General features: G+C 70.7%; 13 protein-coding genes and 2 pseudogenes. 9 read left to right on the forward strand and 6 right to left on the reverse strand.

The features are described 5' to 3' along the window. Positions 1-10: 10 nt before the first annotated feature. Entirely contained in the window at positions 11-961 is a 951-nt protein-coding gene (bla, locus tag OG538_RS00665) for a class A beta-lactamase (RefSeq protein ID WP_406089036.1), read from the forward strand. A 70-nt stretch (positions 962-1,031) separates the two neighbouring features. Beyond that, positions 1,032-1,532 carry a hypothetical protein gene (locus OG538_RS00670; protein ID WP_406089038.1) on the forward strand — a complete coding sequence of 167 codons (501 nt, stop codon included), beginning with the start codon at positions 1,032-1,034 and terminating at the stop codon, positions 1,530-1,532. A gap of 143 nt (positions 1,533-1,675) precedes the next feature. On the opposite strand, the gene OG538_RS00675 is transcribed toward OG538_RS00670, so the two are convergent. From OG538_RS00675 to OG538_RS00685, 3 genes are all read right to left on the reverse strand, one after another. Beyond that, on the reverse strand, positions 1,676-1,966 hold the full coding sequence (locus OG538_RS00675) for a hypothetical protein (protein WP_406089039.1): 291 nt from the start codon (positions 1,964-1,966) through the stop codon (positions 1,676-1,678). 256 nt (positions 1,967-2,222) lie between these two features. Next, positions 2,223-2,984, reverse strand: coding sequence for a ZIP family metal transporter (locus OG538_RS00680; RefSeq protein ID WP_406089041.1), 762 nt, complete (start codon positions 2,982-2,984; stop codon positions 2,223-2,225). A 451-nt stretch (positions 2,985-3,435) separates the two neighbouring features. Then, complete coding sequence (locus tag OG538_RS00685; protein ID WP_406089043.1) at positions 3,436-4,179, reverse strand: aminoglycoside phosphotransferase; 744 nt, start codon at positions 4,177-4,179, stop codon at positions 3,436-3,438. A gap of 288 nt (positions 4,180-4,467) precedes the next feature. Here OG538_RS00685 and OG538_RS00690 point away from each other — a divergent pair. Both OG538_RS00690 and OG538_RS00695 read left to right on the forward strand, forming a co-directional pair. Next, a pseudogene (locus OG538_RS00690) lies at positions 4,468-4,616 on the forward strand (ATP-binding protein); the annotation flags it as partial. 693 nt (positions 4,617-5,309) lie between these two features. Then, positions 5,310-5,882, forward strand: a complete 573-nt coding sequence (locus OG538_RS00695; protein ID WP_406089045.1) for a suppressor of fused domain protein — start codon at positions 5,310-5,312, stop codon at positions 5,880-5,882. Positions 5,883-6,056: 174 nt separating this feature from the next. Here OG538_RS00695 and OG538_RS00700 read toward each other — a convergent pair. Then, positions 6,057-6,343 (reverse strand): annotated as a pseudogene (locus tag OG538_RS00700) (ATP-binding protein); the annotation flags it as partial. A 157-nt stretch (positions 6,344-6,500) separates the two neighbouring features. On the opposite strand from OG538_RS00700, the gene OG538_RS00705 reads away from it, so the two are divergent. Next, positions 6,501-7,124, forward strand: a complete 624-nt coding sequence (locus tag OG538_RS00705) for a hypothetical protein (RefSeq protein ID WP_406100448.1) — start codon at positions 6,501-6,503, stop codon at positions 7,122-7,124. A 163-nt stretch (positions 7,125-7,287) separates the two neighbouring features. On the opposite strand, the gene OG538_RS00710 is transcribed toward OG538_RS00705, so the two are convergent. Then, positions 7,288-7,791 (reverse strand): DUF4265 domain-containing protein, encoded by a 504-nt coding sequence (locus tag OG538_RS00710; protein WP_406089047.1) that lies wholly within the window; start codon positions 7,789-7,791, stop codon positions 7,288-7,290. 244 nt (positions 7,792-8,035) lie between these two features. Next, complete coding sequence (locus OG538_RS00715) at positions 8,036-8,401, reverse strand: hypothetical protein (RefSeq protein WP_406089049.1); 366 nt, start codon at positions 8,399-8,401, stop codon at positions 8,036-8,038. 668 nt (positions 8,402-9,069) lie between these two features. Between OG538_RS00715 and OG538_RS00720 the strand changes: the two genes are divergently transcribed. The 4 genes from OG538_RS00720 to OG538_RS00735 are packed head-to-tail and all read left to right on the forward strand — an operon-like array spanning position 9,070 to position 22,401. Continuing rightward, on the forward strand, positions 9,070-12,324 hold the full coding sequence (locus OG538_RS00720) for an amino acid adenylation domain-containing protein (protein WP_406089050.1): 3,255 nt from the start codon (positions 9,070-9,072) through the stop codon (positions 12,322-12,324). After that, positions 12,321-17,891 carry an amino acid adenylation domain-containing protein gene (locus OG538_RS00725; protein WP_406089052.1) on the forward strand — a complete coding sequence of 1,857 codons (5,571 nt, stop codon included), beginning with the start codon at positions 12,321-12,323 and terminating at the stop codon, positions 17,889-17,891. The genes OG538_RS00720 and OG538_RS00725 overlap by 4 nt, the downstream gene beginning before the upstream one ends. After that, positions 17,888-19,387: a class I adenylate-forming enzyme family protein gene (locus tag OG538_RS00730; RefSeq protein ID WP_406089054.1), complete on the forward strand. Its 1,500-nt coding sequence runs from the start codon at positions 17,888-17,890 to the stop codon at positions 19,385-19,387. Before OG538_RS00725 ends, OG538_RS00730 begins: the two co-directional genes overlap by 4 nt. After that, positions 19,384-22,401 carry a non-ribosomal peptide synthetase gene (locus tag OG538_RS00735; RefSeq protein WP_406089056.1) on the forward strand — a complete coding sequence of 1,006 codons (3,018 nt, stop codon included), beginning with the start codon at positions 19,384-19,386 and terminating at the stop codon, positions 22,399-22,401. The genes OG538_RS00730 and OG538_RS00735 overlap by 4 nt, the downstream gene beginning before the upstream one ends. Position 22,402: the final 1 nt, after the last annotated feature.

Genomic DNA, 22,402 nt, shown 5'->3' on the forward strand with positions numbered 1-22,402 from the left:
CCCGCGCCTCATGCACCGTCGATCTCGTGTCTCCCGTCGTGCCGCCCTCGCCGCGCTGGCCGGGGCCGCGACCCTGCCTCTCGCCGGGTGCACCACCACTCCGGACGGCACCGCCCCGCCAGCATCCGGTCCGACTCCGCCCGCCGCGAAGCCATCCGCATCACCTCAGCCTGCCGATGAGCCTTCGGAGCGCGCGTTCGTCGAACTGGAGCGGAAGTTCGACGCCCGGCTCGGGATCCACGCGCTCGACACCGGCAGCGGCCGGACAGTGACCCACCGGCCCGACGAACGCTTCGCCTACGCCTCCACCTGCAAGGCTCTGCTCGCCGGCGCCGTGCTCGGCAGGAACTCCCTGCGACAGATGGACCGGCTCGTGCGCTACGGCCGCGACGACCTCATCAGCAACTCGCCGGTCACCGAACGGCACCTCGCCACCGGACTGACTTTGCGTGAGCTGTGCGACGCAGCCGTCCGATACAGCGACAACGCCGCGGCCAACCTCCTCTTCCGTGAACTCGGGGGGCCGCAGGGCCTCCAGGACGCCCTGCGCGCACTGGGCGACAGCATCACCCGCTGTGACCGCTACGAGACCGCGCTCAGTGACGCGGTGCCGGGGGACCTCCGCGACACCAGCACGCCCCGCGCCCTCGCCGACGATCTGCGCGCCTACGTCCTCGGCGCCACTCTTCCGGCAGACAAGCGGGCCGTTCTGACCGACTGGCTCGGACGCAACACGACCGGCGACCACACCATCCGGGCCGGCACTCCCGCCGGGTGGCAGGTCGGCGACAAGACCGGCACCGGGGACTACGGCACCCGCAATGACATCGCCGTCCTCTGGCCTCCGAACGCAGCTCCCGTCGTCCTGGCCGTCCTCTCGCGCCGCGACACCAAGGATGCCGAACGCGACGACGCCCTCATCGCTCACGCTGCCGAAGCCGCTCTGCGTGCGCTTGCCTAAGGGGCAGCAGGCTTTGAGTGGACCGCTAGGATCAGTGCCTTTGGGTGCGAGGCTGCGGGGAGGTCGTTCTATGGTCGGCTTGGCGGGCCTGAGACGTCGGGGTGCGCTCGCGCTGGGCCTTGCGACGCTACTCGCGGCGTGTACGTCGACTGCGAAGGACAAGGACGGCAACGAAGTCCGTACGGACTCCGAGCCGCTCGAACGTCGGTTCGCCCCGCTCGGCCCGCTCTCCGATGCACATTGGCTGGGCGTCGCACTGGGTACCACCGATGCGAGGGTTCCGGGCCCCACGGACCTTCGCGTCGTGGGGTTCGCCCAGTTGCGAGCCGGAGCCGTCTCTTCCATCACGGGGACGTCGTCGCAGCGAGGCTTCAAGGCCGCGAAGCCACATCAACTACCGTCGGAACTGGTGCAGTTCATGCCAGAAGGGGCCCGGTGGGTTCGTAGCGAATCCTTCGACCGTCAGGTGACGGGCGAGACGTATGCGGGGCGGTTCTACTTCGACGCGGCTACGGACCTGGTCTACTTCGACACGATCAATCCGAGCGTTGCTTCCAGTTCCGGAACGTGACGGTGTCCCGGTTCGACCCGGTAGATGATCGAGGGCTTCCAGAGTCATCGCGTGGATGGCCGACCCTCTGGACACCCCCGCGAACGCGCGCTGGGCGAAGACCGGCGACCGGCGGGACGAATCGCCGGTCCGACTGCGCACCGTCAGTCCCCGACGAACCACAGATACCGGTGCACTCCCTGCTGGGCGACCTGGCACAACTCGCGGGCCTGCCCCACCCAGTCACCGTCACACTCCGTCGGGAGCCGGTCGAGCTCCGCCAGCAGCATGGGAACCTGACGGTGGTTGAAGACCGCATCCCCGTAGGGATCCAGGGCCCAGAGCATCGGGAATTCCGCCGGGTCCAGATCCGCGAAGGCAGCAGTCCACTCCACACCGCCTTCGGCCCGGGCCACTACGCTCCTGCGGTCTCCCCGCACCGACATATTGATCATCTGCCGAGCCTATCGGCGCCCGTCCCGAACGACGAAGGAGCGCCGCCTGCCACACACCTGGGTCTCCGAAATGGGTCTCCGAAAAACGCCAGGCCGTCCCTCCCACGGCTACCTGCACGGGCATTCTCCATGGCCGCTGAAATCTCCCCGGCCAGGCGGGGGCACCTGGTGGCCAGTGACTCGACAGAAGGCATGCGCCACCTGCTGAGGGCTGTCCCGCAGCCCGGCACGGTCCACGGGCTCCCGAACGCAGCGGTCACGTGTGGGAGAGGGCGAAGGAGACCAGGAAGCCGGACACCGTGATCAGTCCGATGGCCAGGTGGGCGTCTTCGAACGCCTCGGGAATCATCGTGTCGGCAATCATGGCGAGAATCGCTCCCGCCGCTACCGCGGTCACCGCGGCAATCACGGACGGGGAGAAGGAACCGACGACCGTGTAGCCGAGGACGGCCGAGACCGTGCTGGCTGCGGCAATCGCCGCCCAGACACCGAAGACATATCCCTTGGTGCGGCCCGCCTTCTTCATCCCCGCCGAACTGGACAGCCCTTCGGGCACGTTGCTGATGAACACCGCGGCCACCGTCACCAGGCTGACCGCACCGCCCTCGAGGAGTCCGACGCCGATCACCGCGGACTCCGGTATCCCGTCGAGCAGCGCGCCGAGCGCAAGCGCCATTCCGGAGCCCCCCTGCTCCGTCTCCGAGGGCTGCACCTCCCCCCGCGCGTGACCGGAGCGCTTGCGGTGCCTGGCACCCCGGCCGGCCAGCCACACGTTGCCCCCGGTGTAGGCAAGTGCGCCGATGAGCGTGCCCATAGCCGCGGGAGCAAGTCCCGCCTGCTCATACGCCTCACCGACCAGTTCGAAGGAGACCGCCGATATCAGCACACCTGCCCCGAACGCCATCACGGTCGCGATCACCTTGCGCGGCACCCGCAGCCCGTACCCGAGCGCAGCACCGAGGAGCAGCGCGGAGCCCGCCACCAACCCCCATAGCCCAGCCTCTACCACGTCAGCCATGCCGCCCGTCTACCCGCTACGGATGTGGATCAACAAGGAACTGGCACAGCGTGGGGACACCGGCACAGCGGGCAGGCTGCTGGTCCCGGGACCGGGACCGGGACGACCGTGGTCACGCAGTAGCGGCCGGAAGTCCTGGGGCGGCCGTCCGAGGACGTTCCCACTGCACCGCGACCACTGCGGGCGCTGCCAGGTCGACACGAAACCCGGCCGCTATGGACTGTCCGCAGTAACCACCGGCTTTCGTCGCCCTCGATATCGCGAGCGCGGACTCGTTCTGTCACCGGGCGAGGCTCGGCGTCCGGATGCCGCTGGAGGGTCGTGTTCAGGAGATGTCGTTCGAGTCGGTCGCGACCGTCTTGGCTACGGCCCCGTTCCGGGTGACGCCGTCCCTGCCACGCAGATACCGAAGACGCGCTCACGGCTGGTCCAGCCATCGACGCGGCCACGGTCAACAGGCGCTTGAGCCGTGATATTCGCCGATTCGCTCTTCAACCAGCTGAGATACGCGAGCAAACCTGATCAACTCGTCCTCAGCCGGCACACCGCCGCGGCCGACCAGCACGCCCAGGGCGACCAAACGGAAGATCAGAGCCCGCAAAAGCATCTGAGCGCCCTCGGCGCTAGGGGCCGCGGAGTCGACCAGGTCGGGTCCGGCCCCGTGATAGAGCAGGCCATCGACCACCACGATCGCATCCGCGTACGCAACCGGGCGCCAGTACGGCGAGAAGTCAATGATCGCGGGAGCATGGCCAGGAGCGAAGAGAACATTTCCCGTAAGGTCACCGTGAATGAGCTGAGCACGCACGTCCACGGGTTCGCGGAGCGCCTGCAGTCCGGTGACCAACTGGGCGATGCTCGCTGGTACTTCCACGGTGGTCTCGCCCCAGGCAACGCGATCGGCCAACGCCCACGGATGCTGGTGCACGTCCAGCCGATCGGGACGCGGCACGTTCCGCAGAGCCTCGTGGAAGGCCCTACCCGCAGCCAACAAAGAGTCCCATCTGCCGGCCGGCCCTGGCTCGCCCGTCAGAAATCGGGTCGCCGCCCACCCTTCGACGACGTGACCACCCCTTGCAGAACGCAGAAATCGCGGGACACGAAAGCCCTTCCTGTTCTGCAGGCCATGCATCAGCGTCGCGGTCCACTCCACGTCAGCACCGTCACCAGCCGGCTTCAGCACGACGTCGCCCACTCGAACGCTCTGCCCCTGCCCGCCTTCAAGCACCTGAGGACGCCCTGTCAGCTGGAACCCTCGCAAAACGGATGGTGGTGGCAGGGCTGAGTCAGTCGCGGGAGTCATACCGTGCATCCTTAGGCCACGGCACCGCCTCGCGCATCCCCATTTCCGCCAGGCCCACTTCCCTCTCCACCCCCTCCTTCCCGGTGAAGCGAAGAGAGGGAGCGAGCGATGCAGTGACGTGAGACAGCGGTGCCAGGCCCGTCTGACGCGTGAGCAGCTGTGGGCTCTGGACGCCAGATGGAATGGGGCCAGGTTTCGGCGACGAAGTCCTCGCCACCGCTATCCTCGACCGCCTCCTGCACCACTGCGAAGTCGTCGCCATCAACGGTCCCGGCTATCGGCTGAAGAACCGCCTCAAGGCTGTCGAGCGCGAGACGGAAGTCGCCTGATCCGGGAGTTCGATCCTGGCCCAGCTCCTCACCCGGCGGGATGAAGGCGTCGGCACTGTCGGCATCGTCAACATACCCGTGAGCATCCGTCGTGATGGCCGTTGGCCGGCCTGCGAGGTGATCAGCCACGCGAGTACCTGTTCCGTGAGCGGAGTGTTCCCCGGGCCGTCGCCCTTCCAGTGGGCCCGCCACCCGCCACCAGGAACTGCGGCTACGACCTGGCCGGCCTTCGCAAGGTGGGAGAAGGCCTCGTAGTCCGTGACGGGACGCATGGCGCCTCGCTTCGGGTCGACTACGAGTGCCGTTCCAGTTGCCGGGTCCCATGCCTCCACCCGCACCGCGCGGCCGATCTCGGTCTCGGTGCCATTGAAGATCGCGGTCCAGCCGGTCTGATTGAAGTAACGAACGTGCACTGCCCCGTCCTCTCGCATGGCGATGAGCGCAGCGGGCGGCTACTTGCTCTGCACGTTCATCCGTACGCACCTCTGCCCATAGGCAAGTACGCCGACAGATGACGCCTGTGGATCGGGAGGCCGGGAAATGTCGTTGCGATTTGACGTCGCGGAGCGGCTGACTGGCGGGTGGTGACAGCTGGGGGGGGCTGGCTTCGGTTCGGCCTTGCCAGGGCTACTGTCTGGAGATCATCGCCAACGCGAGTGGCGCGGACAGCGAGTGCCGGATGAGGAGTGCCCGATGCCTGAGCTGATAGATCACCTTGAGGGCCGGCTCGGCCGCATGGGCGGTGCCTGGCCGGCCCGTGACGGGGCTCCTGAGGGCAGTCCCCAGGTGGCGTGGTTCCGGGATGGCCGGCTCCCGCGGGTCCAGGCGTTCGCCACGATCGGGTTGTTTCGGACACCGTTGCAAGTCCGGACGTCGGATCGTCACCACCACCAGGAACTCATGGCCTGCGACTACTTGAAGGACGGGCAGGAGCCCGGCCCGTTGCCGGAGGTGGTGGAATTCGTGGCCGAGCGCATGGTGCACGGTGGCCACGCAGTGATGCGCGGGGACGTGATCCCTCTGCCGGTCCCTCTCCCGGGCGGAAACAAGACGGCTCTCTATGCAGCCCTGCCGGTCTACTTCGACGACGCTTTCTTCTCCGTGACGATCGAGAACGGCAGTGACGTCGCAATCATCTGGTTGGTCCCCGTTACGTCAGTCGAAGCCGACTTCGTCCGGGTCCAGGGCTGGCAAGCCTTCGAGCAGGCGCTCGCGGCCCAGGACCCGGACCTGGTCGACATCAACCGGGCGGGTCTCGATCTTTGACCGCTCTCCTTGGGTCGACCTCGTTCGCATGCTGACCGGGACCGATTGCCTGCTCATCCCGTAAGCGCCTGTTCGGCGCGAGCTCAGGTGGTGGCGAGGCGGAGGAGCCGGTCCGGGTTCGATGATGGTGCCGTTGAACGTGAGGCGGTCGACGATGGCCGCGCAGAGCCGCGGGGCCGCCTCGGCGCCCAGGGCGATGAGCATGTGGGACTTGCCCGTGTCGGAGTCGCCGATCAGGCAGAGCGGCTGGCGCTTCTTGATCCATTCACAGCTTGCAAGGGTGTGAATGGTAGCCGCGTAGATGTTCGTGTCGGCGTCAGGTCGAAGGCGCGCAGGGACTTCTCCCGCGGGAAGACGGCCGCTTTGATCCGCCTCTGCGAGCGGCGGCGGGACCGGTCGTCGAACTCGGTCATCGGCAGTTCGGCAAGGAAGCCCCGGTAGGTCATCTGGTCCTTCATCGCCCGGTCGGCGATGTCGGAGGACTCGTTGCGGTGGACGTGGCCTTCGAAGAAAGCTTCCTGGCCGCAGGAGGCGCACACACGGTGGACGGCCTTGCCCGAGTACGACAGCCGGAGGGAAAAGGGGTAGCTGGTGACCAGTTCACCGGATCGCAGTCCGGTGCTCCGGATCATCACCTCGGCGGCGCGGGAGTCTTTGAAGCCGCTCGGCCTGGACCATCGCGGGCGGTCGCGACTATGGATTGATGATCGCGGCTGGTGGCTCGGGGTTGTGGAGTTCACGCCGCCGCGGATTGCCGGCAGTGGTCTGCACGTCGGTGCGATGTGGCTGTGGCACGACGTGGACCAGCTGGCCTTCCACGTGGATGCAGTCCGGGTCGGCTCCGAGCTGTTTCGCAACGAGGATCAGTTCACGTCGCTGGCGCTTGAACTCAGTCGGCAGGCGGCTGCGAACGTGACCGCGCTGAGGGAGAGGTTTGCGGGTCTGCCGGATGCCGCTCGATACCTGACGTCCCGGCCGGTGCGGCGGGGGTTTCTCTGGGACTGCTTCGACTCTGGGATCGCAGCCGCTCTGGTTGGGGATCCGGACACGGCCCGCGATTACTTCGAGCGAGTCCTTCGAGAGGACGCCCTGGTCCCGTGGGAATTCGATGCCCAGGAGAAGGCGCGTGAGCTTCACGCGATCGCGGGAGATCGCGACGCAGTGACCGCCTGGGTCACGCGGGCCGTCGACTCATGCCGGAGAAAGCTGAGCCTGGATCCCGTGCCGTTTGCGATCAGCTGAGCGGACACGCTCGTCGCGTAACAGAGCCGCAGGCAGGCACGGAGGACTCGCTTCCGCAACAGACTGAATCCGGCCCGGCCGTACATCTGGCGTTTGATCATTTTGATCCGGCTTACGTGGCCTTCGACGATGCCGGAGGCCACTACTGCTCGATAGGGCCAAGTCAGGCAGCTTCCCAGGCATCGCTGGTGCACGACAGCTCGAAGCCCCACCATCCCTCGTCCTGTCCTCGGATCAGCAGTGCCTTGATCTGCCTCAGATCAGCGGTGGGCGGCACGTTGAGGGCAACAAGCGGGAGTTGCAGGCTGAACGCCTCGCCACCGAGGCCATACGGAGCGAAGAGGTCGTGCACGGCTCGCGCGCTGGGCCCGAGCGGCCCCTTCGCGGCCGGCAGGACACGAACGGTGCAGTTGCCTGACCACTCCACTCGCTCCGTGACCCAGCGCAACCCATCGTCCCCGATGACGTAGCGCACGACGTCGTCCTGCGCTACTCCCGGGACGAGGAACGGGACGTTGTTCACCTGAGCGGTGTCTCCCGACAGGACGGTGGCCCACAGCCCCTCGGAGTCCTGCGGGAGCCAGCCCTCACGCGGTACGAAGCGAAACCAGACCTTGACACGATCACCGAGGACTGTGCCGGGTTCTTTGGATGTCGGGGGAACCATGACCGCCATGATCGCGTACTCAGCCGGTGGGACCGGCACCGGGGACATCCACTGATCACAGCCACTGATCACAGCCGTGACGGGATCGGAGGGCCGCGCGGAAGTAATCAACACCGGCCACCGTATCGTCCGCGTTGCTGCGGCGCGAGGAGTGTGCCCTGCGCTGCCGCTGGGCGATTGCGCGCGTACCGGACCGGACCACACCCGCTTCCTGCTTGAAGCGCTGAAGACCCGCAGCAGGCGCCTACCTGACGAGGCGGTTCGCCGAAACGAGCCACCGCCAGCGTCGACGCTCCGTGACGAGGGTGCCGGCGGCGAGCACGGTCGCAGGAACCGCCGCCCAGGCGGGCCAGGCCAGCCAAGAACAGGTCACAGCCGCGGCGATCTGGAGCAGCACCAGCAGGATCGTGGCCCAGCCCGGCACCGCGACGATGACGTTGGCCTTGTCGCCCGGGGTGGAGAACAACGTCGGGAGGCCGATCAGGGCCAGCACGGACAGTCCGGCAAGCAGCCACGAGTGGCCGGCGAGGGCCCAGGGGGTGGCCACCCACGCGACGAGTTCCGTCGCGAAGCGCATGGCGGACGCGGTGCCGTCGTCAGGTCGCCCCAAGGCTGTGGCCCCACCATCAGTGTCATTCACCTGCGGACGATCTCACAGCGCGTGGTTGACGGCCAAGGCGTCGGGGAGGGCGTTTTCGCACCGGGAGGAAGATCAGCGTGCAAAGCAGGAGGCCGGGCCGAGCGAGGGGCCGGGATGGGGGACGAGCGGCTTCGGGAACACGATCCGGGGGTCAACTGGAGGCTGGTGGCCGGACTCGCATCGCCGGTGCCGAGCCGGACCGAACACCGGCCCGAAGCTGACGCCCAGCGGTGGGGGTGCGCAGACGGGGACACATTTCGGCCGTGTGTCCCCTGATCGGGCGCCGTGGAACGTACGGCGCGACAACTGCCGCGGACACGGCGCCCGGTCGGCTCCATCCCGGCCTGCACCGTCCCTGCCGTGGGACGCGCGCGGGCTGCGCGCGACGCGCCAAACCGGCGCCCCTGCACTCGATCATGGCGTTTGTCCTGGTCCGATGCGCGTCCGGCATCTCCCTCAGCATCAATAATCTGGTCCAGACCATTGACCCACAGTTGAGTCTCTCTCTAGCATCTGCGGCATCACGACAGGCCATCAGGGCAGCTGTCCCCCTCCCTCCGCGCGTCACCCACCTGCGGAACACGTATGCGGTTTCAGCCAGTTCGGGCCGACCTAACGGCCTGGCCCCCAGGAGCGTCATGCCCACACCCGACCAGCAGCTTCAGCCGGCGAGCGAAACGGGGCCGGTGAGGGCTCACGCCACGGCCGTGCTCTCCGTCGGGCAGGAACGTCTCTGGTTCCTGGACCAGTTCGAACCGGGGGACGCGGCCTACAACATTCCGTTGGTGCTCCGGTTCACGGGACCTCTGTCGCCCAAGGCCCTGAGTGCCGCCCTGGACGCGGTGACTGGGCGGCACGAGGCGCTGCGCAGCCGGTTTCCCGCCGTCGACGGACGTCCGTACGTGGTCGTTGAACCGCCGGCTTCCGTGCCGCTCGACACCCGCGATCTGCGGGGGCGTTCCGAGGCCGACACCCTCGCGTGTCTCGGCGAGTTCACCAATCGGCCCTTCGACCTGGCCGAAGGGCCGTTGCTGCGAGCCGCACTGCTGCGTACCGGGGAGAACACGTACACGTTCTGTCTCGTGGTGCACCACATCGTCGCCGACGGCTGGTCCCTGGGTCTCCTGCGTTCCGAACTGGCCGCGCACTACTCCGCCCATCGCGCGGGCGTCACAGCGGAGTTGACGGAACCGCCGTCGTATCTGGCCCACGCGGTCGCTGAGCGCGCGTGGCTGGACGGGCCCGAGGCCACCGTAGCCCTCGACCACTGGCGCGAACTGCTGTGTGGGGCAACGCCGTTGGCGCTTCCTCTCGAACGCCCGCGCCCCGAGGTCCCCGGCAGCTCCGGCGCCTACCACACCCGGGTGCTTCGCGGTCTGGGCGCCGGGGTGGAGGCCTTCGCCCGTTCACGGCGCTTCACGCCGTTCATGGTGATCGCCGCCGCCTATCAGGTTCTTCTCCACCGCTGCACCGGTCAGGACGACTTCTGTGTAGGAGTGCCCACCGCGGCGCGGACCACGGTCGACAGCGAGCGGACCGTGGGCTACTTCTCCTCCACGCTGGTCCTGCGCGCGGACTTCGCCGACGCACCGTCGTTCGACGCCGTCCTGCGGCGGATCCGCGGCGACTGGCTGCGCGCTCTGACGCACGGCCGCGTTCCGTTCGAACGGCTTGCCGAGGAGCTGCGGCAGGACCGCGACACCGGTCGTACGCCCGTCTTCCAGACCCTCCTCACCGTGCACACGCAAAGCGGCGGCGCTCTCGGCGAGCACCGTTTCGCGGACCTCGTGTGCGCCGAGGGCGACGGCGGCCACACCGCCGCCAAGTTCGAACTCACCCTGGACGTCCGTCCGGACGGTGACGATCTGCACGCCGTCTTCGGCTACCGCACCGATCTCCTGAACGCGACGCAGACCGCCCGGATCGCCGCTCGCTTCGAGGTCCTCCTGCGCGCCGCCCTGGAAGCCCCCGGCACGCCCATACGTCTGCTGCCGCTGCTCGACGAAAACGAACTGGCGCTACAGCGGGACGAAGCTGCGGGACCCGCTCTCGCGGCACACCCCCCGACGGTCCTCGCCGCGATCGACGAGGCGCCGCTCGCCCCCGGCGCCGCGGCCCTCATCGGTCCCGACGAAAGCCTCACGCGCGGTGAACTCGCCGACGCCTCACGCGCCCTGGCCGCCCGGCTCCTCGCCTGCGGTGTGCGCCGCGGGGACCTCGTCGCGCTCTGCCTGCCCCGTGGTCCGCAGCCGGTCGTGGCGATGCTCGCCGCCTGGCGCATCGGCGCCGGATACCTCCCGCTGGACCCGCAATATCCCTGCGCACGGCTCGACTTCATGCTCAGGGACAGCGGGGCCGCCCTCCTGCTCACAGCTGACGGCGAGCCCGTAGCGGGCCTCACCCTCGACCTCCCCGTCCTCTCCGTCGCCCCACCGGCCGACACCGGGACCACCGGGCCTCTCCCCGGGCCCGGCACCGAGGCGGGCCCGGACGACCTCGCCTACGTCATCTACACCTCGGGCTCCACCGGCACGCCCAAGGGCGTCCTCGTACCGCACCGCGCGCTCGCGGCGCGTGTCGCATGGATGCGCGAGGGTTACGGCCTCGGCGAGGCAGACCGCGTCCTGCACTGTGCCTCGCTCTCCTTCGACACCAGCGCCGAGGAGATCTTCCCGGCACTGGTGTCGGGCGCGGCCCTCGTCACGGCCCGGCCCGGCGCCACCCTCTCCGACCAGCTGGCCGAACCGTACGCGGCCGGTGTCACCGTCCTGGACCTGCCGACCCCCTACTGGCACCACCTCGTCGCCGATCTGGACGAGACACCGTGGCCGGACTCGCTGCGCCTGCTGATCCTGGGCGCCGACCAGGCACGCGCCGAGGCGGTCGCCGCCTGGCGGGCCCGATTCGGCGACACGGTGCGGCTGGTGAACTCCTACGGCCCGACGGAGACGACCGTCATCGCCACCACGGCGGACCTGGGCGCGGCCGACGAGCTGCGCATGCCGCCCATCGGCCGCCCCATCGGAGCGACGACCGTCGCCGTGCTGGACCGCCACGGCACACCCGTGCCGCCCGGCACGCCCGGCGAGCTGGTGATCGGCGGGGCCGGTGTCGGCGACGGGTATCTGGGGCGTCCCGGCGCCACCGCCCGGTCCTTCGTGCCCGATCCGGACGGTCCGCCAGGGGCCCGCCGCTACCGCACGGGCGACCGCGTACGCCGTCGCGCCGACGGACAGCTGGAGTTCCTGGGCCGCCAGGACGGCCAGGTGAAGGTGCGCGGATTCCGGATCGAGCCCGGCGAGGTCGAAGCCGCGCTCGGCGCCCTGCCCGGGGTGGCCGAGGCTGTGGTGTCCGCCCGCGACGACCGGCTGATCGCCCACGTCGTGCCCGCGCCCGGAACGCCCCCGCCGGACCCGGCGCGACTGCGCGCCGAGCTGTCCACCACACTGCCACCCCATCTCGTCCCCGACGCCTGGGCCGTGCTCGATCACCTGCCCCTCACCCCCAACGGCAAGGTGGACCGGGCGGCCCTGCCGCATCCCGGGACCGTCCCGCCCGTCCGAACCGTCCACCTGCCGCCCCGGACCGAGGCGGAGGAGCTCGTGGCGGACATCTGGCGGGAGGTACTCGGCACAGGCCCCGTCGGCGCCTTCGACGACTTCTTCGACCTGGGTGGCCACTCGCTCCTCGCGACCCGGGTGGTCGCCCGAATCCGCGCCGCCGTCGACCTCGCCGTCCCCCTGCGCACCCTGTTCACCCACCGCACCGTGGCGGCCTTCGCCGAGGCTGTCGAAGCCGCCCTCGCCGCCGAGATCGACGCCCTGTCGGAAACGGCGGCCGAAGAGCTCCTCGCCGCGCAGAACGCACTGGAAGGAAGCCGGCCCGCCTCATGAGCGCCGACACCGCCCACCCGGCAGAATCCGCTGCGACCCGCCTCTCGGCCGCCAAGAAGGAACTCCTGCGGCGCCGGCTGGCCTCGCGCGCCACCACCCGCGCCACCGTGCCCCGCCGGGACCCCGGCGCGCCCGTCCCGCTGTCATTCGCCCAGGAACGGCTCTGGTTCATGGAGCAGTTCGCCCCTGGAACAGCCGCGTACAACATCCCCGTGGTCCGCAGGCTGTGCGGCCCGCTGGACGCCGGTTCTCTCCGCGCCGCTCTGGACGCGAGCGTGGCCCGGCACGAGACGCTGCGCTCGCGGTATCCGGCCACCGACGACGGACTTCCTCTGCTCGTCGTCGATCCGCCCGGGCCCGCTGATCTCACCCTCACCGAGGCCGACGGCCTGTCCGAGGCCGAAATGCTCGTCGACGAGGCGTCGGCCGTACCTTTCGACCTGGAGGAAGGGCCGCTGCTGCGAGCGCTCCTGATCCGGCTCGCCGACGACGACCACATACTCCTCCTGGTGGTCCATCACAGCGTCAGCGACGGCTGGTCCAGCGAGGTCCTGCTCGGGGAGGTGCTGCGCGGCTACGCAGCGCGCGTCGCGGGGAGTCCGGATCCGCTCCCCGAACTGGCCGTGCAATACGGAGACTTCGCCCTGTGGCAGCGCGAGCAGCTCAGCGGTGAGCGGCTCGCCGCCGAGGTCGCTCACTGGAGCCGCGAACTTGCCGGGATCGAGCCACTGGAGCTCGCCTTCTCCCGTCCCCGCCCGCCACGTCAGACCTTCGACGGCGCCGGGCGCGCGTTCTCCGTCGACCGCACCCTCCTCGACCGGCTCGCGGCGCTCGGGCGCACGCACGACGCGACCGTCCACATGGTGCTCCTGGCCGCTTTCCAAGTCCTCCTGGCCCGCTACAGCGGTCAGCGGGACTTCGCCGTCGGCTCCCCCGTCGCCGGGCGCACCGAACCGGAACTCGAGCCGCTGGTCGGCATGTTCGTCAACGTGATCGCTCTTCCGGCCCGGCTGGAGGGCGACCCCTCCTTCGCGGAGTTCCTGCGCCGCACCCGCGAGACCTGCCTCGACGCCTACGCCCACCAGGACCTGCCGTTCGCGCAGCTGGTCAGCGAGCTGAAGGTGCCCCGGGACGTGTCCCGGCCGCCCGTCTTCCAGGCCGTCCTGGCGGTCCAGAACTACGCCACCCAGCATGATGCCGGCTCGGAAACCTCCCTGAGGGTCGAGCCGTTCGGGGTGCGGGCCAGCGGCACCCGTTTCGATCTCGAGCTCTTCCTCCAGGAATGGCCCGACGGGCTGCGCGGCTCCTTCAACTTCAACACGGACCTCTTCGACGCGTCCGACATCGCGCGTCTCGCCGACCACCTCGGCCGCCTCCTCCAAGCCGTGGCGGCCGCCCCGGAGACCCCGCTGTCCGGCCTCGCCGGGCCCACTGCGGACGAGTCCGACTTCGAGACCTGCCGGTTCAACGGCACTGCGCTGGAGCGTCCACCCACCACCCTGACCGCCCTCGTCGACGAGCAGACCGCCCGCACGCCCGACGCGGTCGCCGTGGCCGTCGAAGGCCGGGCCGCCCTCACCTACCGGCAGCTCGACGCACAGGCCGACCGGATCGCCGCGCGTCTGACCGCCGAGGGTGTCGGCCGGGGAAGCCTGGTGGCCATCTGCTCCGAACGCTCGCCCGAACTCGTCGCCGGCCTGCTCGGCATCCTGCGGACCGGCGCGGGCTATGTGCCGCTGGAACCCGGCTACCCTGCCGAACGCCTCGCCTTCCTCCTCGCGGACAGCGACGCGCCCGTCCTGCTCACCCAGCGCGGACTGCCCACCCCGCACGGCTGCACCGCTCAGATCATGCTGCTGGACGATCCTGCGGAGCCGCCCAGGTCACGCCGCGGTCCGTCGGGCCCCGGCCCCGACGACACCGCGTACCTCATCTACACCTCCGGTTCCACCGGCCGCCCCAAGGGCGTCCCCAACACCCACCGGGCGATCGCCAACCGCATCCAGTGGATGCAGGACGCCTACCGTCTGGGAGGGGACGACGCCGTCCTGCAGAAGACCCCCGTCGGCTTCGACGTGTCGGTCTGGGAGTTCTTCTGGCCCCTGGCCACCGGCGCGCGCATCGTCCTCGCCAAGCCCGGCGGCCAGAAGGACAGCGGCTACCTGCGGGACCTCATCGCCTCCGCCGGCGTCACCGTCGCCCACTTCGTCCCCGCCATGCTGACGGTCTTCCTCGGCGAAGAGGGAATCGAACGGTGCACGACACTGCGCCGTGTGATCAGCAGCGGAGAAGCCCTGCCGCCCGACGCCGCCCGCGAGCTGACCGGCCGGCTTCCGCACTGCTCCCTCGCCAATCTGTACGGCCCCACGGAGGCCGCCGTCGACGTCTCCTCGTGGGAGTGCGCCGGCCCCCTGGAGACGGTGCCGATCGGGCTCCCGATCGACAACACGCGGCTGTACGTCCTGGACGCCGCCCTGCGCCCGGTGCCGCCCTGCGCCCCCGGTGAACTGCACATCGGCGGAACCGCGGTCGCCCTCGGCTACCACCGCCGGCCGGGCCTGACCGCGTCCCGCTTCGTACCCGACCCCTACGGCCCGCCGGGCTCGCGCCTCTACCGCACCGGAGACCTCGCCCGCCGCCTCCCGGACGGGGCCCTCCAGCACCTCGGCCGCATCGACCAGCAGATCAAACTGCGTGGGCTGCGGATCGAGCCCGGCGAGACCGAGGCCGCACTGCGCGCACAGCCCGGTATAGCCGACGCCGCCGTCGTCCTGCGCGAGGACCGGCCCGGCGACAAGCGCCTCGTCGGGTACGTCGTGGCCGCTTCAGGTTCGGACGAGCCCGATCCGGCTCGGCTCCGTACGGCGCTCAAGAGGTTGCTGCCCGACCATCAGGTCCCCGCCGCGGTGGCCGTCGTCCCGTTCCTGCCCCTCACCCCCAACGGGAAACTCGACCGCCGCGCCCTGCCCGCTCCCCAGCTGCGGCGCGCATCCGGAGCCACCCGGCCCGCCACCGCGACCGAGCGCCTGCTCGCCGAGATCTGGAGCGAGGTGCTCGGCCTGACGGAAGTCGGCACCGACGAGGACTTCTTCGACCTCGGCGGCCACTCGCTGCTCGCCACCCAGGTCGTCGCCAGGGCCCGCGGCAGGCTCACCGACGCGGGCGCACAGCCCGTCAGCGTCATGGACCTCTTCACTCACCGCACCATCCGCGACCTGGCCGCCGTCGCCGCCAGGGACGAGCACGAGGACGGTCCGCGGCCGCTGCTGCACCGGCTCACCCCGCCCGTGTCCGCCGCCCGCCGGACCCGCACCTTCGTCTGTGTCCCCTACGGTGGCGGCAGCCCCGTCGTCTACCAGCCGGTCGCGGACGCGCTGCCCTCCGACGTCGAGCTGTGGGCCGTCGCCGTGCCGGGCCACGATGTCGGCGTCACCGAGGAGTCCGTTCCGTTCGACGAACTCGCCGAGCGCATCGCGGGCGAGGTGAGGGACCGGACGGAGGGCCCCGTCGTCGTCTACGGCCACTGCGCCGTCGGCACGGCGCTGGCGATCGCCGTGTCCCGGCTGCTGGAGGCGACGGGCCACCCCCTGGAGGCCGTGTACGCCGGCGCCCAGTTTCCGTTCGCCCGGCCGCGCAGCCGCGTCCTCGGCGCACTCAGCCGCGTCGCCTCCCTCGAACGCCTCCTGGGCGACCGGGTCTACGCGAACTGGCTCATCGGGCTCGGTGTGAACACCTCCGACCTGGACAAGGAGCAGGCCGCGTTCATCATCGGCAACATGCGCCGGGACACGCAGGCCGCCGAGGACTACTTCACCCGCGCCATCGCCGATGTCTCCGCCGGCGCTCCGCGGCTGCGCGCCCCGCTCATCTGTCTGGTCGGCGACCAGGACCCTGCCGCCGACTTCTACCAGGAGCGCTACCGCGAGTGGCTGTTGCTCGCCGAACGCTCCGCCGTCGCCGTGCTCGACCAGGGCGGTCACTTCTTCCTCAAGTACCGGGCGGCCGAGGTGGCCGACGCGGTCACCACGGTGCACCTCGCCGTCCGCGACGGGCGGACGGACGAGCTCCCCGCCTGCGATCCGCTCCAGTCGTGGTGGTTCCACGGCGACACCGGCCCCGCCACTGCGACCGCCGGCACACCCGTGGCCGGGGAGACCGCAGCGCAGCCGCCGTCCGCTCAACCCCATGACGACGCGGAGTCCGACGCCGGGCCCGAACCCAGCATGCGCCGCTTCCTCCTGGTCGCAGCCGGGCAGCTCGTCTCGATCACCGGTTCGGCACTGACCGAGTTCGCCCTGCCGATCTGGATCCTCCTGAACACCGGCTCCCTGACCCGGTACGCGCTGTACGCGGTCGTCGCCATGGTCCCCGGCATCCTCGTCGGTCCGCTCGCGGGAGCCCTCGTCGACCGGATGAACCGGCGCACAGTCCTCCTCGCCGGCGACATCGCCGCCTGCACCACTCAGGCCGGACTCCTGGCCCTGCTCCTCACCGGAAACCTGCACTCCTGGGAGGTGTACGTCCTGCTCGGCGTGCTCTCCCTCGCCCTGACCTTCCAACGGCTCGCCTACGCCTCGGCGGTGCCGCAACTCGTGCCCAAGCAGTACCTCGGCCATGCCAACGGCATCGTGCAACTCGCTTTCGGAACAGCGCAGTTCGTTGTTCCGCTGGTCGCCGTCGCACTCATGGCGGCAATCGGACTCGACGGCATCCTCGTCATCGACGTGGTCAGTTACGTCCTGGCCATCGGCATCCTGCTCGCGGTGAAGTTCCCCCGGACCCTGCCGTGGACGCGGCGCGAGTCGCTCGTCTCCGAGATCCGGCACGGCTTCGCCCATTCATGGCGCAACCGGGGATTCCGGGCCATGCTCCTGTGGTTCGCGGGCCTCAACATCTTCCTCTCACCCCTCTTCCTGCTCATCACCCCGATGGTCCTCGCCTTCGACGACCTCCAGGGCGCTGCGCGGGTCGCCGTCGCGGGCGGCGCCGGAGCGATCCTCGGAGGGATCGTCATGGGCTTCTGGGGCGGGCCGCGCAGGCACCGTCTGCGGGGCATGCTCGGCGTCGCGGCCCTCCTGGCCCTGGCCGGAGCCATCACCGGTCTCCACGCCAGCCTCTGGGTGATCGCCGCCGGGGCGTTCGGCATGTCCTTCGCGCTCTCCCTCGTCAACGGCGTCTACTCCACGATCGTCCAGGTCAAGGTGCCCCAGCGCTTCCACGGCCGCGTCTTCGCCCTGAACACCCTGGTCGCCTGGTCCACCCTGCCGCTGGGCCACGGGGTCATCGCACCACTGGGCTCCTCGTTGCTGGGGCCGCTGATGGAACCCGGTGGTGCGCTCGCCCCCGTCTTCGGCACCCTGATCGGCACCGGCCCCGGGCGCGGCATCGCCCTGATGTACGTCCTGTTCGGGTGCGCCATGCTCGGCATGGTCGCGCTCGGCCTGCGCCTTCCCGTGCTGGCCCGCTTCGACCGGGACGTGCCCGAGGCCGAGCCGGACGACCTGGTCGGCCTGCGTGAGCGGGCCCGCATCGCCGCCGCCCGCCGCGCGAAGGCGAGCCGGACGTGACCCACGCAGCCGCCACCCTGCCCGCCCTGCTCGCCCACCGTGCCGCCGCGCACGGCGGCCGCACGGCGCTCGTCACCGGTACCGAGCAGCTCGACTTCGCTTCCTGGCAGGCCCGTTCAGGGGCGTACGCTTCCGCCCTGCGTGCCGCCGGAGTGCGGCCCGGGGACCGCGTCGTCCTGCACTACGGTACGAGCCGGTGGACCGAGTTCGCCGTCGCGTTCCTCGCGGTGCTGCGGGCCGGCGGAGTGGCGGTTCCCCTGTCCGACCGGTCAGCGCCCGCCGCCACGGCGTACGCCCTCGACGACACGCGCGCCCGCTTCCTGCTGCACTGCGGGACCGGCCTCCCCGACGCCATCCCCCCTGGGACATGCGTGCTGACCGAGGCCGACGCCGACGGACACCCCACCTTGCCGGACCTGCCGGACCCCGCAGCCGGTGATCTCGCCCAGATCCTCTACACCTCCGGCACCACCGGAACCCCCAAGGCGGTCGGTGCGCGCCACGCCAACCTGGCTCACGGCTGCACGCTGGACGATCGCCGCCGGCCGCTGCGTCACTCCTCCTTCTTCCTGCACGCCTTCCCCGTCGGCACGAACGCCGGACAGACGATGCTGGTCAACGCGCTCAACGCGCACGCCGCTTGTGTCACGGCTCCGCAGTTCACCCCGGCCCGCTTTCTCCGTCTCCTGTCCGAACACGACGCCGGCAGCGTCTTCCTCGTCCCCGCCATGGCGATCGAACTGCTGGCATCACCGGCCCTCGCCCGCGCCACCGCTTCCGGCGCCCTCGACTCCGTGTACCTGGTCGGTTCCACTGCCGCCGCGCTGCCCCAGCCGGTCGCGCTCGCACTCGGCCGGGCCTTTCCCCGAGCCCAGATCGCCAACTACTACACCTCCACCGAGGCCGCGCCCGCGCAGATCACCCTGCTCTTCGATCCCGCCCGTCCCGCCTCACCCGGCCGGCCGGCCTCCCTCGCCGATCTGCGCGTGACCACCCCCGAGGGCCTCCCGGTCCCGGCGGGCCGGGCGGGTGAGCTGTGGCTGCGTTCTCCCGCGGCTCCGCGGGCCTACGTGGATGAGGCGGACGACGAGGTGTTCCACGGCCGCTGGGTGCGGATGGGCGACCTCGGCCGCATCGACGAGGACGGCTTCCTGCACCTGCTCGACCGGGAGCGCGACGTCGTCAAATCGGGGGCCCACAAGGTCTCCACCCTCCAGGTCGAGAACGCCCTGCACTCCCATCCGCAGGTACGCGACGCCGCCGCCGTCGGGGTCCCCCACCCCGTGCTCGGAAGCGTCGTCGCCGCGGTGGTCGTCTCCGACACCGGACTGACCGCCGCCGCGCTGCGGACCTACCTGCTCGATCACCTGGCCGTCCACGAACTGCCCGCCACCGTGCTGTTCCACGACGCGCTGCCCCGTAACGAGGCCGGCAAAGTCCTCAAACGCGATCTGCGCCGGCTCCTCGCCCACGACGACCCCGAGGCCACCCTGTGAACGCGATCCTCAGCCCCGCCCAGCACGGCGTCTGGCTCACCGAGCGCACCCTGGACACCGCTGCCGCCTATCACATGACCGTGGCCGTGGACTTCGACGGCCCCATCGACTCCCACCGCATGGCCGGGGCCTGCGCCACCGTCGCAGCCCATCACCCCGCCCTCACCACGGTGTTCCCCGACGGCACACTCCGCCCCGGCCCGGAGACGTCCCGTCCGTGCGTCGTCGACTGCGCCCCCGGTGAGTTCGGCACGCTCCTCGCCCGCGAGCGCGCCCTTCCCTTCGACCTCGACAGCGGACCCATGCACCGCTTCGTCCTCTTCCGGCTGTCCCCGGTACGGCACATGCTGGTCCTGACCGCCCACCACCTCGTGTTCGACGGCGAGTCCAAGGACCGGCTGATCAGCGACCTGGCCACCGCCTACCGGGGAGGTCCGCTCACTCCTGTCACCCCGCCACCGGTCACCGACCCCTCCCCCGACGCTCTCACGGGCGCGGAGGCGTACTGGGCAACCCGTTGGCGCGAGCCGGCCACTCCCACGCTGCCGGGCCTCACGCTCTCCCGCACCCCCGGCACCGCTCCCGCGCCGGGCACCGAACTCTCCTTGAGCCTCGGCCCGGCACGGACCGCTCTCCTGGACACGACCGCGCGACGGCTCGGCCTCACCCGCTTCGACATCCTCACCGCGTCCTGGCACGCGCTCCTCGCCCGTTACGGGGACCCCGCCCCGGTCACAGCCATCGAACTGTCCCTGCGCCCGCGAGGCGAAACGGCCGGCGTAGGGCTGGCGGTCAACGAGCTGCCCCTCTTCAGCGCCGCGGCGCCGGACGCGAGCTTCGCGGACTGGTCGCAGACGGTCCGTGCCGAACTGCGCGCCCTCTACAGGCATCGCGCCATCCCGCTCGGCCGGTCCGTCCGCGGCCTGACCCCGCGCACCGCGCTCACCCCCCTCTCCCTCAGCTACCGGCGCCGCCCCACCACGGATCAGCCCTGCTTCGGCACCGGAGTGCGCGCCGAAGTCCGCTGGATCGGCTTCTGCGGCACCGCTCGCAACCTGCTCCACCTCCAGTTCGTCGACTCCGGACCTGAGATCGACGCAAGCCTGCAGTACAGGACCGGCGCCCTCAGCGCCGAGTCGGCACAGCGCATCGCCGGTCACTGGACGAGGCTCCTCGACGGCGTACTGGCGGACCCCGGAACACCGGTCGGCGACCTGCCCCTGCTGACGTCCCCGGAGCGGTCGGACCAGCTCGCCGCGCCGCCCCCTCGACCCGAACTCGCCCGCTGCACCGTGCCCGCACTGTTCGCGCAGGCGGTTGCGGCCCGTCCCGAGGCTCTCGCCGTCGTCAGCGGCGAGGAGACCCTGAGCTACCGTGAGCTCGCCGACCTCGTCGCACACGCGGCCACCGCCCTGCGCCGCCACGGCGCGGGTCCGGGCACCCTCGTCGGCATCGGGTTGCCCCGCGGCCGCGACCAACTGGTCGCCGCCCTCGCCTCCCTGGTCTGCGGAGCCGCCTACCTGCCCCTCGATCCGGACTACCCGGCCGAGCGGCTGGCCTTCATCCGGTCCGACTCCCGTCTCGCGCTCCGGGTCACCGCGCACCCCGACAGTCCGGGCGACCTCACCCCGGCCGTTCTCGCACCCACCTGCACGGACACCCCGGCGCTGCCCCCCGGCCCGGAGCCCTCTCATCCCGCCTACGTGCTCTACACATCCGGCTCCACCGGGCGGCCCAAGGGGGTGGAGGTACCTCACTCCGCTCTGGCCAACGTCCTGGGGGCGCTGCGCGACCACCTGGGCTCCCGGCCCGAGGACCGCTGGCTCGGACTCACGTCGCTGTCCTTCGACATCTCCGCGGTCGAACTGTTCCTGCCCCTCATCACCGGAGGCAGCGTCGTCCTCGCACCGGAGGGCGGCCACCGCGACGGGCCCGCGCTCCTCGGCCTCATCCGCGGCAACGGGGTCACCCACGTCCAGGCCACGCCCAGCGGGTGGCGACTGCTCCTCGACGCGGGCCTCGACGACGCCTCGGCGGGGCTCGTAGCCCTCACGGGCGGTGAGGCACTGCCCCCGTCCCTGGCCACGGACCTGGCCGCCGTGAGCAAGCGGCTCGTGAACGTCTACGGTCCGACCGAGACGACGATCTGGTCCACCCTGGCGGAACCCGCCGTCACCGACGACGGACACGTTCTCATCGGCGGTCCGCTCGCCAACACCCGCGCCTACGTACTCGACGAACGACTGCGTCCCCTCCCGTACGGGCTGCCGGGCGAACTCTGCCTCGGCGGCGCGGGCGTGGCCCACGGCTACCGGCACCGATCCGGCCTGACCGCCGCACGGTTCGTCCCCGACCCGTACGGGCCGCCGGGATCACGCCTCTACCGCACCGGCGACCTGGTCCGGCGGCTGCCGGGCGGTGGTCTCGTCTACCTCGGCCGCTCCGACACCCAGGTCAAGCTGCGCGGCCACCGGATCGAGCTGGGCGAGATCGAGGCGCTACTGACGTCGCATCCCTCCGTGGCCCAGGCCGCGGCCGCGGTCCACGGCGCGGACGGTGACCGCCGGCTGAGCGCCTACGTCGTCCTCGCCGGTCCGGCGCCCTCCGCACAGGAGCTGCACGCCCACCTGTCCGCTTCGCTCCCCGCCGCCGCCGTGCCCGGCACGTACACCGTGCTGGACGCCTTCCCGCTCACGCCCAACGGCAAGCTGGACCGGGCCGCGCTGCGGGAGCCGGTCCCGGACCGGAACGGCCCCACGGCCGCCGACGACCCGCACGCCGCGCTCGACCCCACTACCGGCGCGGTGCTCGCCATCTGGCGCGAGGTGCTGGCCCTGGACGACCTCGGACCCGACGAGGACCTCTTCGACCTCGGCGGACATTCACTGACCATCACCGCCATCGCCGCCCGCATCCGCCAGAACCTGGGCGTGGACGTGCCCTTCGACGTCTTCTTCGACACCCCTACCGTGCACGGCGTCACCGCCGCCGTCACCGCACTGCGCAAGGAGTAAC

The sequence above is a fragment of the Streptomyces sp. NBC_01013 genome, from assembly GCF_045162765.1.
In the GTDB taxonomy this organism is placed as follows: Bacteria; Actinomycetota; Actinomycetes; order Streptomycetales; family Streptomycetaceae; genus Streptomyces.